Source organism: Aedoeadaptatus nemausensis (assembly GCF_903819165.1).
Classification (GTDB): Bacteria; Bacillota; Clostridia; order Tissierellales; family Peptoniphilaceae; genus Aedoeadaptatus; species Aedoeadaptatus nemausensis.
In genome coordinates, this window is sequence record NZ_CAIJCS010000014.1 from 212815 (window position 1) to 224759 (window position 11945).

At 43.1% G+C, this 11945-nt stretch carries 13 protein-coding genes; 4 read left to right on the plus strand and 9 right to left on the minus strand.

The genetic code is table 11. From position 1 onward, the window contains the following. Positions 1 to 4: 4 nt before the first annotated feature. The 4 genes from coaBC to PEPTYR26121_RS02260 are packed head-to-tail and all read right to left on the minus strand — an operon-like array spanning position 5 to position 2958. Positions 5 to 1198: a bifunctional phosphopantothenoylcysteine decarboxylase/phosphopantothenate--cysteine ligase CoaBC gene (gene coaBC, locus PEPTYR26121_RS02245; protein WP_180498795.1), complete on the minus strand. Its 1194-nt coding sequence runs from the start codon at positions 1196 to 1198 to the stop codon at positions 5 to 7. Next, the gene (locus PEPTYR26121_RS02250) at positions 1191 to 1469 is read right to left on the minus strand and encodes a DNA-directed RNA polymerase subunit omega (protein WP_246285871.1); all 279 of its coding nucleotides are present in this window, start codon (positions 1467 to 1469) and stop codon (positions 1191 to 1193) included. The genes coaBC and PEPTYR26121_RS02250 overlap by 8 nt, the downstream gene beginning before the upstream one ends. 5 nt (positions 1470 to 1474) lie before the next feature. Then, entirely contained in the window at positions 1475 to 2092 is a 618-nt protein-coding gene (gmk, locus tag PEPTYR26121_RS02255) for a guanylate kinase (RefSeq protein ID WP_180498798.1), read from the minus strand. Between the two features lie 17 nt (positions 2093 to 2109). Next, positions 2110 to 2958, minus strand: a complete 849-nt coding sequence (locus PEPTYR26121_RS02260) for a YicC/YloC family endoribonuclease (protein ID WP_180498800.1) — start codon at positions 2956 to 2958, stop codon at positions 2110 to 2112. Positions 2959 to 2971: 13 nt separating this feature from the next. Here PEPTYR26121_RS02260 and PEPTYR26121_RS02265 point away from each other — a divergent pair, with 13 nt between their 5' ends. Beyond that, positions 2972 to 4777 (plus strand): Rqc2 family fibronectin-binding protein, encoded by a 1806-nt coding sequence (locus tag PEPTYR26121_RS02265; RefSeq protein WP_180498802.1) that lies wholly within the window; start codon positions 2972 to 2974, stop codon positions 4775 to 4777. A gap of 49 nt (positions 4778 to 4826) precedes the next feature. Here the strand turns inward: PEPTYR26121_RS02265 and PEPTYR26121_RS02270 are convergent, their stop codons facing one another. The 5 genes from PEPTYR26121_RS02270 to PEPTYR26121_RS02290 all read right to left on the minus strand — a co-directional run bounded on the left by PEPTYR26121_RS02270 (position 4827) and on the right by PEPTYR26121_RS02290 (position 9406). After that, a complete protein-coding gene (locus PEPTYR26121_RS02270; protein WP_180498804.1) occupies positions 4827 to 5144 on the minus strand; it encodes a YerC/YecD family TrpR-related protein in 318 nt (105 codons plus the stop codon). A 13-nt stretch (positions 5145 to 5157) separates the two neighbouring features. Continuing rightward, on the minus strand, positions 5158 to 6822 hold the full coding sequence (locus PEPTYR26121_RS02275) for a formate--tetrahydrofolate ligase (RefSeq protein WP_180499214.1): 1665 nt from the start codon (positions 6820 to 6822) through the stop codon (positions 5158 to 5160). Between the two features lies 1 nt (position 6823). Next, complete coding sequence (gene purE, locus PEPTYR26121_RS02280) at positions 6824 to 7315, minus strand: 5-(carboxyamino)imidazole ribonucleotide mutase (RefSeq protein WP_180498806.1); 492 nt, start codon at positions 7313 to 7315, stop codon at positions 6824 to 6826. Positions 7316 to 7398: 83 nt separating this feature from the next. Further along, positions 7399 to 8700 carry a sensor histidine kinase gene (locus PEPTYR26121_RS02285; RefSeq protein WP_180498808.1) on the minus strand — a complete coding sequence of 434 codons (1302 nt, stop codon included), beginning with the start codon at positions 8698 to 8700 and terminating at the stop codon, positions 7399 to 7401. 10 nt (positions 8701 to 8710) lie between these two features. Beyond that, positions 8711 to 9406 carry a response regulator transcription factor gene (locus tag PEPTYR26121_RS02290; protein ID WP_180498810.1) on the minus strand — a complete coding sequence of 232 codons (696 nt, stop codon included), beginning with the start codon at positions 9404 to 9406 and terminating at the stop codon, positions 8711 to 8713. Between the two features lie 129 nt (positions 9407 to 9535). Here PEPTYR26121_RS02290 and PEPTYR26121_RS02295 point away from each other — a divergent pair, with 129 nt between their 5' ends. The 3 genes from PEPTYR26121_RS02295 to PEPTYR26121_RS02305 are packed head-to-tail and all read left to right on the plus strand — an operon-like array spanning position 9536 to position 11926. Then, on the plus strand, positions 9536 to 10447 hold the full coding sequence (locus PEPTYR26121_RS02295; RefSeq protein WP_180498812.1) for an ATP-binding cassette domain-containing protein: 912 nt from the start codon (positions 9536 to 9538) through the stop codon (positions 10445 to 10447). Next, positions 10440 to 11195, plus strand: a complete 756-nt coding sequence (locus PEPTYR26121_RS02300) for a hypothetical protein (RefSeq protein ID WP_180498814.1) — start codon at positions 10440 to 10442, stop codon at positions 11193 to 11195. Before PEPTYR26121_RS02295 ends, PEPTYR26121_RS02300 begins: the two co-directional genes overlap by 8 nt. A gap of 8 nt (positions 11196 to 11203) precedes the next feature. Beyond that, positions 11204 to 11926, plus strand: coding sequence for an ABC transporter permease (locus PEPTYR26121_RS02305; protein WP_180498816.1), 723 nt, complete (start codon positions 11204 to 11206; stop codon positions 11924 to 11926). Positions 11927 to 11945: the final 19 nt, after the last annotated feature.

Below are 11945 nucleotides of genomic sequence, written 5' to 3' on the forward strand. Positions count from 1 at the left end.
AGTGCTAGCTTTTCAAATTCTCTGTTACACGATCTAAAATTTCTTCGGCCAATTTCGTCTTTTCCATCATGGGCAGATCCTCTTCCCCGCCGTCTGCAGAAAAGATTTTAACATGATTGGTCTCGCTTCCGAAGCCCGCGTTCTCTTCACAAATATTATTGGCGACGATAAAATCAAAGTTTTTATTCTTCAACTTTTTCTTAGCATACTCCGTCATATTGTGACTTTCGGCGGCAAAGCCGACCACGACGCGATCGCCTTTAATATTGCCGAAATGTTTGGCGATATCCGGATTAGGAGAAAACTCTACGGTCATATTTTCGCCGCCGCTCTTTTTAATCTTCTCATCGACATAATGAGCGGGCTTATAATCGCTTGGAGCGGCGGATTTAATCAATACATCGGTTGTAGGAAATACCCGCTCCACAGCGTCGAACATTTCCTGTGTGCTCTCTACGCCGATAAAATCGATGGCCCTCGGTACGGGAAGATGGGTCGGCCCGCTGATAAGGTGCACTTTGGCACCGCGATTGCGCGCCTCCACGGCGATGGCGTATCCCGTCTTTCCGCTACTGTGATTACTTAAAAAACGTACTGGATCCATTCGTTCTTTCGTAGGGCCTGCCGTTACCGTCAGCTCGACACCTTCCATGGTTTTCGGTGTAAGTGCTTCTAAGATATAATCTACGATTTCCTCGGGTTCGAGCATTTTTCCCGATCCCACATCTTGGCAAGCCAGCAAACCTTCCGCTGTTGGAAGAATTTCCACATTCTTTCTGGAACTCAATAGTCTCAGGGCTTCTTGAGTTGATTCGGCTTCGAGCATATTGGTGTTCATGGCAGGGGCGATTAAAATCTTCGCCTTTGTCGCCATGGCGACGGTAGTAAGCATGTTGTCGGCAATGCCGTAAGCGAGCTTGGCGATAGTATTGGCCGTAGCCGGGGCAATAATCACGCAGTCCGCCCACTTAGCCAATGAAATATGTTCTACATCCATATTGGAAAGCTGATTAAACATTTCCACATGGACCACTTCATTGCTCATGGTTTGAAAAGTAAGAGGCGTTACAAACTCCGTGGCATGCTCCGTCATGACGACGCGCACCTCGATGCCCATCTTTTTTAAACGGCTGACGATACCCGGTGATTTATAAGCGCTGATTCCTCCGCTGACGCCGAGGAGAACATGCTTACTCATCCCCTTCTTCCTCTCCTTCGCTTTGTTCAAGTTCCCGTCTCAGCGCTTCGGCACGACGTTCCTTTTCCGCTTGAATTTCTTCAAAACGCTCTTTCGTTGTGAACTTCACCGCTCCCTTATAAACTTCTTCCATTGAAATGGATACGGGATTTTCAAGATCGGTATCGATTAAAGCATCGTCGCCGTCTACGATTTCCCGCGCTCTGTTAGAAACGAGGGTCGCAAGTTCATAGCGGCTGTCCGTTATCTTTGCAATTTCTCCAAATGACATAATATTCATCGTATCGACCTTCTTTCTACAATATCTTTTTTAATATCGTTATATCGTTTCACGCGGAGCTTTTCCGCCGCAATAATATTTTCAATATCTTCGACCGCTTGTTCTACCTTGTCGTTGACGACGAAGTAGTCGTATTCGCCCACGAAATCCAATTCCTTAAAAGCATTGGTAAAGCGCGTCTCGATGTCCTTTTCACTTTCCGTTCCCCTATTGACGATCCGTTGTTTTAACTCTTCCATCGTAGGGGGTAATAGGAAAATAAATACGGCCTCTTTGTACTTTTCTTTTATTTGAAGAGCGCCTTGAACGTCTATCTCAAGAAGTACAATTTCTCCTTTTTCGATCTCATTAAAGACGAATTCTTTCGGCGTCCCGTAATAATTGGTATGCACATGGGCGTATTCGAGCAGCTCGTCGTTTTTAACCATTTCTTTAAACTCTTCTTCGGTTTTAAAAAAATAATTCTCGCCGTCCACTTCCATCACCCTCGGTTTTCGCGTGGTGACAGATGTGGAAAACTTAACTTCTTCATTTTTCGCCATGAGCGCTTCGCTTACCGTTCCCTTGCCGCTGCCGGACGGACCGGAAAGTACCAATAAAAAACCTTTAGACACACAACACCGCCTTTAATTTATTCTACATTTGCAACTTGTTCTCTTAAATCATCGATAGCCGTTTTAACATCTACGAGGCGATGTAAGACATCGATCGTTCTCGATTTGTTCGCCATTGTATTAGCTTCCCTAAACATTTCCTGCAGGAGAAAATCTAAACTGCGACCAACAGAACCTTTTCTCTCAATTATAACATTAAACTGCTCGATATGAGAATAAAGCCTGTCGATTTCTTCTTCGATTGAAATTTTTTCATACAAAAGTGCGAGCTCCGTGGCAAACCGGGAGGGATCCATCGCATACTCCTCCATAAATTCTTCAACTCGATTCCGGAAAAACTTTTGCTGTGTTTTTTTATCTTCTTCCGTAGAAGCCTTTATTATATCGAGCTCACTTTCTATGTACTTGATTTTTTCTTTTAAGCACTCGGATAAATAGCTGCCTTCTCGCTTGCGCATGGCGAGAAATTCATCAAATGCCTCCTCGAAAGCCTTTTGAATAAAATCAGATGATATGTCCTCGTCTAAATCCAATACTTCTACGACGCCGGGCCGAGATAAAAGCCATTGGACCGAAGGTTCTTCCCCCGCCATTTCTTCATAAAGCGAAATATAAAATTCGGCGGTCTCCTCGGAGTAACTCAACTTCTTTTCTCCGCTTTTCTTAATAGAAAAACTAACTTCAATCCTTCCACGGAAGACATCTCTTTCAATAGCTTTTTTTATATTATTTTCGACAGCTTGAAAGTCTCCCAAACCTTTTATACGAATGTCCCGATTCTTATGATTTACCGATTTTATAACGACACTTAATGTAGTGTTCTCTGTCATTTGTTCTACCGAACCAAAGCCGGTCATGCTGTGCATAGGCGCCTCCTCTATGTTATTATACATGAAAGACAACGAGCTTTCAGCATCACAAGGAGGAGATAGATTGAGTTACGACGGAACTATGACAAAAGCCGTAAGCGAGGAACTTGACACACTTTATGCCGGCGGGAAAATCGACAAAGTATATCAGCCGCAACAGGATACCCTGATTTTAAATTTAAGAAGTCATCGGGCACGCGGCAGCTTATTGTTGTCCGCCTCGGCCAATAATCCCTGCGCTTATATTACGGAAAAGAAATTTCAAAACCCGGCAACTCCTCCTAATTTCTGTATGTTGTTGCGTAAGCATCTTGAATCTACTGTAATTCAACGAATTTACCAAATCGAAATGGACCGCGTCCTCTGTATCGAGGTCGAGGGATTTAACGATCTTTTCGATAAAGTTAAAAAGACGCTGATTATCGAAATGATGGGACGGCATTCCAATATTATTCTCGTGGATGAGGACGAAAAAATTATAGACGCACTGAAGCGTATTAATCACGGCACGAGCCGCGTGCGGGAAATCCTCCCCGGAGTTCACTATACTCTTGAGGGAATTATGGACAGGGTCAATCCCTTAGAAGAAACGGAGACCGATTTTATAGCATCGGCAAGTGAGGAAAAAGCTCTTTCCGTTAAAAACTTTTTTATTCGTCGTTACCTCGGCATCTCACCCCTTATCGCGTCTGAAATTGCCTATCGAGCCGGTTATTCCGAAAAAGATCCTATGAAGACCGTGGAAAAAACTCCTCTTTATCGATCCTTCAAAGAAGTAATGGACGAGGTACGAAACGGAGAATATAGGCCTCAAAGCATTTCCGACGGTCACAAAATTATCGCCTTTTCCGCCGTTAATCTGAAACACTATCCCGAAGATAATAAGACATTTTACGATTCTCCTTCGAAACTCTTGGATCAAACTTTTATTATTCGCGTCATGGAGGATAGAATTCGTCAGAAGAGTCAAAACCTCCACAAGCAGATTAAAAACTACTTGGAGCGTGCATTGACGAAGCAGGAAAAGATGGAATTGGAGCTTCGGGAAGCGAAGGATCGTAAAAAATTAAAAGTCTACGGCGACCTTATCTCTTCCAATGCATGGAAAATTGAAAAAGGGAGCCGCGAGATTACCTTAGAAAACTTTTACGACGATATGGAACCTATTACTATCCCCTTGGACGACACGAAAGATGCCATCCAAAACGCCGCAACTTATTATAAAAAGTTCACCAAATTAAAACACGCCGAAGCCACTTTAACAGATCGCATCGAAAATAATCGCACGACAATCCAATACCTGGATTCCATGCTCTATAATTTAGAAGATGCCTCGACTGTCGACGAAGTGGACGGCATCCAAGAGGAATTTCGAGAAGATTATTTAAAAAAGAAATTCAAAGATCACGGTCGGGGAAATAAAAAGAAACATTCAAAAAAAGCGGAATTTCTTCACTTCAAATCATCTGAGGGACATCCCATTTATGTGGGGCGCAACAATCGTCAAAATCAGGAGCTCACCTTAAAGTTTGCTCGGAAAAACGACTATTGGTTCCACGTAAAAAACGGCCCGGGAAGTCACGTTATTTTAAAAACCGACGGAACGGAGCCTTCCGAAGAAGTCTTAATCGAATGTGCGGAGCTCGCCGCTTATTACAGTAGGAGCAGACAATCGTCTAATGTAGAGGTAGATTACACGAAACGTCAATTTATCAGGCGCCATCCCTCCAATCAAACGGGTCTCGTTATTTATACGGACTTCTCTACCCTGTATGTAACGCCGAAAAAAGAGCTCGTAGAAGAATTAAAAGCATAGTAAAAGGTCGAAGGACGGACAATTATTACCCGTCTTTCGACCTTTTTTATTAATCTTCTTTTTCTTTGTCATTTAAATAGCCTAAACGCTTCAAGACGAGATTGTATCCGTCCGCTCCGTAATGAAGGGCGCGATTGATACGGCTGATAGTCGCCGTAGAGGCGCCGGTTTCCTGCTCGATGGCGTGGTAGGTGTTGTCCGATACGAGAAGTTTTACTACTTCCAAACGTTGGGAGATAGCTTTTAATTCTTTAATAGTGCAGATATCTTCGAAGAAACGATAGCATTCTTCTTTGTTCTTTAAGCTTAAAATGGCATCGAATAGTTCGTCCATATTTTTATCTTCGATTTTTGATGTATAGGCCATATTTTACCTCACTTTATGATAGACCGGTAATCTTTCCGTTTCGATCGATATCCATACCATTGGCTGCGGGAACTTTCGGCAGGCCGGGCATGGTCATAATGGAACCTGTCAGCGCTACGATAAAGCCCGCCCCATTGGAAAGACGCATATCGCGAATATGAATCGTAAAATCCTCCGGAGCACCTAGCTTCGTCGCGTCATCGGTAAAGGACATTTGCGTCTTCGCCATGCAAATGGGAAGGTCGCCCGCTCCTAAATCTTCGATGCGTTTCATTACGGCTTTGGCTTCGTCGGAATATACTACATCCTTTGCGCCGTAAATAGTTTTCGAAATGGTCTCGATTTTTTCTTCGATACTCGTATTCCGTTCGTAAATGGGTTTGTAATTGCTTTCTTCTTCGCATAGAGCGATTACTTTTTCGGCAAGCTCCATGCCGCCCTCTCCCCCTTTTGCAAAGACATCGGACAGAGCTACATCTACGCCCAGTTCATCGGCAAGTTCGCCAATGGTTTCAAGCTCTTTTTCCGTGTCGGCGGGAAATTTGTTAATGGCGATTACCACGGGAACGCCGTATTTTTTCATATTCTCTACATGGCGTTTCAAATTCGGGAATCCTGCTTTCAGCGCCTCTACATTTTCTTCGCTGAGATCTTTTACCGCCACACCCCCATTGTATTTAAGAGCGCGAATAGTGGCGACGACGACGATACAATTCGGGTGGAAGTCGCCTTCCTGTGCTGCAATGTCGAGGAATTTTTCCGCGCCGAGGTCGGCGCCGAATCCCGCTTCCGTAACGGCATAATCACCGAGATTTAAAGCCGCCTTTGTAGCTAAAATAGAGTTACATCCGTGGGCAATATTGGCGAAAGGCCCGCCGTGAATAATAGCCGGCGTATTTTCGATGGTCTGCACCAAATTGGGCATGATCGCATCTTTCATAAGCATGGCCACGGCACCTTCTACCTCTAAATCTTTTACATAGACCGGCTTATTGTCCATAGTGTAGGCAACGATAATTCTTGCCACTCTCGACTTAAAATCTTCGAGATCGCGTGCAAGGCAAAGAATTGCCATAATTTCAGAGGCTACTGTAATATCGAAGCCCTCTTCGCGTATTACGCCGTTTTTCTTAGGGCCCGCACCGACGATGATTTCTCTCAGGGCACGGTCATTCATGTCCAATACACGTTTAAAAGTTACATTTTTAGGATCGATATTCAACGCATTACCTTGATGAATATGATTGTCGATGGCGGCGCTGATAAGATTGTTGGCGCTGGTAATAGCGTGGAAATCACCTGTGAAGTGAAGATTAATATCGTCCATGGGAAGAACTTGAGAATAGCCGCCGCCGGCCGCTCCGCCCTTGATGCCGAAGACCGGCCCCAGACTCGGTTCTCTCAATGTGCTGATGGTTTTCTTACCCATGCGGTTCATAGCCATGGCAAGACCGATATTGGTCGTCGTCTTCCCTTCCCCGGCTGGTGTCGGGTTGATGGCGGTAACGAGAATCAGTTTACCTTCCTTTTCATTAGGTGCATTAAAGGGATTCCCTTGAATCTTCGCCATATAATGACCGTAGGGCTTTATATCTTCATTTTTCAACCCCAAATCTTCGGCGATTTTATAGACCTCTTCTAAATGGGCCTCTCCGGCAATTTCCACATCTGTTTTCATTTTAGCCACGTAAATCCTCCTCGAGTTTGCGATTCATTTCTTCAACTTCCGATTGTAATTTTAACTTGTAATCGTCGAGACGTTTTTTAAGATCATCATCGGCTACAGATAAAATTTGTGCCGCTAAAATTCCGGCATTCTTTCCTCCGTTAATGGCTACCGTCGCTACAGGGACGCCGGAGGGCATTTGAACAGTTGAAAGGAGGGAATCCATTCCCCCTGCTACAGATGTCTTGCCCGGTACGCCGATGACGGGGCGCGTCGTATGTGCTGCGACGACACCGCCGAGATGAGCCGCCTTGCCGGCAATAGAAATAAAAACTTCCGTTCCTTGTTTTTCCTGTTCCTTTACATATTCGACCACTTCATTGGGCGTGCGGTGAGCACTGTAAACCACAACATCGTAGTCCACACCCAACTCTTTTAACGATTTAATAACATCAAATGCGATTTCTCTATCGCTGTAACTACCCATAAGAATTGAAACTTTCATAATCAGCCTCCTTATATCCTTTAACATGTTATCAATACCCAGTAATACTGTCAATAAATGTAGAATCCGGCTTTACTTGAAAATTACTTTGATATCGGTAATGTGAATTCAACTTTAAAACCATCATTTTCATTCTCAGCCCTCATCTCACCGCCGTGTAAGTAACAGATTTGTTTGGAAATTAAAAGCCCCATACCATGCACATTCACAGAAATTAAATCAGAAGTATCTAAACGCTCCAATACTTCTTTACTGACGCCTCCACCATAATCCCATAGATTGATACAAATAAAATCCATATCTTCACAGCAGCTTACATAAATATCGCCACTTTGATATGTCAAACTATTTTTGATAATATTCTCGATCATTCTGCTAAACAAGTGAGAGTCCATTTTAATTTTTGTAGATTCTTTTATTTTATTTTCAAAGATAATCTTGCGATCCGGATTTTCATTTAAATAACGAATTAACAATTTTCTTAAAATGGGAATCGGGTTTTTCAAAACAAATCGTTCGTTGCTAAGATTCTGAAGCCGCGACGTATCATTGAGATCTTGTATAGTTTTGCTGATGCACATCAGCTCCTCTTCCATTGCCTCAATAGCTTCTTCATTTTCTTCTGTTTTTAAATCGTTCAATCCCCAGCTGAGTTTTGAGAGAGGCGTGCGCACATCGTGGCTAATGCCGCGAATCCATTGGCTTTGGCTTTTACTCAACTGTTCATAGCGTCGATTGGCATCGTTTACTGCGCGAGAAACATCTTTTAAGGGACCATCCTCTTCCAGGGGAATATAATCAGCGCTGTAAATTTTCCCCAATGCTCTTTGTAGAGGGGATAATTTTTTGAACAGATTGTTCCGCTCCCTTCTGTACATAAAAAAGAGAAAGAATAGATAGCCTAATAAAAAAATAAGTGCCAAATCTACGTTTAAAAGCCATTGCTCCGCGCTGTAATAGTTGAAGGGCAGCTTATCCAATGTTCCCTTAGGATATCCGATGACGAGGAGCTCGTCGCCGACAATGTACGTCAGCACGGGATAATCTTTCAAATAATAACGGGTAAACCGGGCCACATCGGTCATATTATAAGTTTCCGGAATTTCAGAAGGCTTTCTACAGGATTCAATAACCTTGCCGCTTGCGCCAATGCGAATGGCCCAGAGATTATTTTCTTTTAGAAAATTTCGGTTTGCTGTCGTAAAAAAGAATTCGTCGCCTTTATTCTCCATAATGTAAACGTGGACACTATCGGGCTGAGCATACTGTTTGCTTACATTGTAATTTATGTACAGAATAACGAAAATTAGAAAAATAAAGGTCAGCGAAAAGGCGACTGTGAAATAAACGAAACGGCGTAATTTTTGTAATATGAACTGAAACATAGTAACTCCGTTATGACTTTCCTACTAATTTATAACCGAGACCCTTTACCGTCACCAATCGTTTAGGATTTGAGGGGTCATCTTCAAGTTTTTCGCGCAGGCGATAAATATGGGTGATCAATGTATTTTCATAACCAAAGGTCTCTTCCCAGACACTTTCGATTATTTGATCGATGGAGACGATATGATTTAAATTATCCGCAAGTAAACTCAAAATTTTAAACTGCTTCGCCGTCAGCTTCTCTTCATTGTTTCCTCTCGTAATCGTTCCCTTGGAAAGATCGAATAAAGCGCCGTTTAAGTCGACAAGCTTGCCCTTTTCTTCTCGGAAACTTCTTCGAAGCACAGCCTCTATGCGCCATAAAAGATCCTCTGCGAGAAAAGGCTTTACGATATAATCATCGGCCTCCGATTCAAAGCCTTCGCGGCGATCGTCGATGCCGTCTAAAGCAGATAAAATAATGACCGGCATATGGGAACGTTGACGGACGGATTTCAGCAAGTCCATTCCGCTTCCGTCGGGAAGCATTAAATCTAAAATTATTAAATCCACGGAATGATGGGCCAGTTGATACTTCGCCTGGGCCAAATTGGATGCTGTTTTAATCGAGTCGTATCCTGCACCTCGTAAATACCTATCCAAGTGATCCAACAGGGATTTTTCGTCGTCTACGATTAAAATAACCGGACCTTTCTTGTTCTCCATAGTGTCGCCTCCTTTTAGTGCTATTTTATCACAGGGCAAAAGCAGTTTATCCTTTGTGATCTAAATGTGATGTAGGTTCCATAAGTCTGTGAGCTTCCGATTTTATAATGACACAAAAAGGAGGTTCTTATGGAAAATCTTTTATCCATCGACAATTTAAAAAAGAGTTACCACGGCAAAACAGTTTTGGACATCGATCACTTAACCTTACCTAAAGGTGCCATTTACGGTTTAATCGGGCCCAATGGCGCCGGTAAATCTACTTTGATGAAGTCCATACTAGGCTTAATTTCAAAAGATTCCGGCGAGATGACACTTTTCGACCAAAAAATAACCACTAAAAATCAAAAGATACTGAATCGCAAGTTGGGCGCCTTGATCGAACGACCGTCCTATTACGACCACTTAACGGGCGTAGAAAATCTTTCCATTCTATGTACGTTAAAAGGTATCGATAAAAAATATATTGTACCGACACTGCAATCTGTCGGTATTGAGAATAAAGGTCACGACAAGGTTAGAACTTATTCACTGGGTATGAAACAGCGATTGGGGATCGCCATGGCTATTATCGGCGATCCGAAATTATTAATTCTCGACGAACCGATTAACGGACTGGATCCCATCGGCACTTTGGAAATGCGCCATCTATTTCTACAATTGGCGGAGGAAAAGAATACGACGATTTTAATTTCATCTCACATTCTCGACGAAGTGGAAAAAATCGCCACCCATATTGCCATGCTTCAAAGCGGTCGCTTGATCTATAACGGAACCCTTGAAAACTACCGAGAGCTTCATCCGCCGATTCTCTCCTTACGTACATCCGACAATGATTTGGCAGCCAAGGCACTCAACTCTACAGAATTTGCAATTCGCGGAGAACGCTTAATTTTAAATCATCCCGACGATGACGAAGTGGCAGAAATCGTGCGCCGCTTATCTTCAGTCGTCGATATTTATCGCATTGAAGAAGAGCGTGAAAGCTTGGAAGCTTTGTTTATTCAGGATACACAAAAGGGAGGTGGAACCGTTGAATAATACGGAATCGAGAAAATATAAAGGTCTACGCCTCTACGTTCTTCTTTTTCTCATGTTATGTGTTCATGTCGTCGTCTTGGGGGTCATTGCATTTGAAGGTTCTTTTATTAAAGACATCTACCCCCTCTTCTCTCTTTTGGATGCTTACTTCTTATTTCATTTGATCTTTAACCCTGTACTTCTTTCCGCTTTAGTAAAAAAAGTCGTTGAGATCGAAGAGAAAAACAATATGTTTCAACTTCAGGAAATGCTGGGCGTAGAGCCTTCCACGCTCCTCTTCAGAAAATGGTCGTGGCTTAGTTTGCGCCTCTTCATTCTGCAGTTGGTAGAGTGGGTTTTGATCCTTCAAATGGCCGCACGGTCCAATCATTTTCATCTGTCTCAAGTGACGAGTACACACGTGGCCGTGATTTTTTTCAGCCAGTGGCTCATCGCCTCGGCTATTGTCGCTTTCTTTCTTATTCTGGATACAAGGTCCAAGAGCCCTTACTTTACCCTATTCTTTTCCATGGGCGGGGCTCTGTCGGGCATACTCTCCATGTTAACTTCCCGTGCACTCACTCTCGTCAATCCTTTTGCGTGGTACAGCTCCCTATTGTCGATTTCCTACATCAAGCAAAGCGAGGGATTTGCCCGCGTACTAAACCCCACTCCTTGGCTAAGCTTGGCAGTTTCTCTCGCCGGTTTATTAATCTGCTTAATTATAATAAAAAAACACACGCATATTCGTAGCGACAAAACTATTTAGGAGGCACTATGTTTTCTGTTTTTTCAATCGAGGTCAAAAAAATAAAATGGTTCCCACTTTTGTTGGCCATTCTCGTCGTACCTTTATTGGCGACGAGTTTTGGTACCTTTAATTACATGGGCAATCGCGCCATGCTCAACCATGAATGGGAAAGTTTATTCACCCAAATCGGCCTATTCTACTTCTCTTTTTTCTACGTTCCACTAATCGCCATCATCGTCGCTCTTTTGTGGCAAGTGGAACACAAGGCAGGTTTGAATTTTATCCGACTAAGCACCGTCAAGCATCATCAGTTTATTCTTGCGAAATGTTTCTTAGCGCTGGCGCTCGTCATTATCGCTCAGGTTTTCTTCTTTTTCTGTTTTTATCTGTCCGGCCGATTCGTCTGTGGTTTCGGTTCCGTCGATTTTTCACTTTATCTCTACTACTTTTTTGCAAGTATTTTTCTGGCAATTCCGGCAATCTTCATTTTCTCCGCTTTTAGTATTCGTATGAAATCCTTAGGCGGCGTAAGCCTTATCTCCGTGGCCGTAACCATGGCGGGTTTTATGTCTTGCGCCCAACAGATCTTCCCCGTAATCGAAAATGTTTTCGCTCTAAACACCTTGGCCTATGAAATGAATCACTTCACTCGATTTACAATACAGGATTCACTTATCGTCCTTGGATTTGCCGCCGCCGAAAGTATACTTGCCTTTACCTTCGCTAAAAGATGTTTAAAATACGAATAACAAAAAAGGCCGCCCCTGT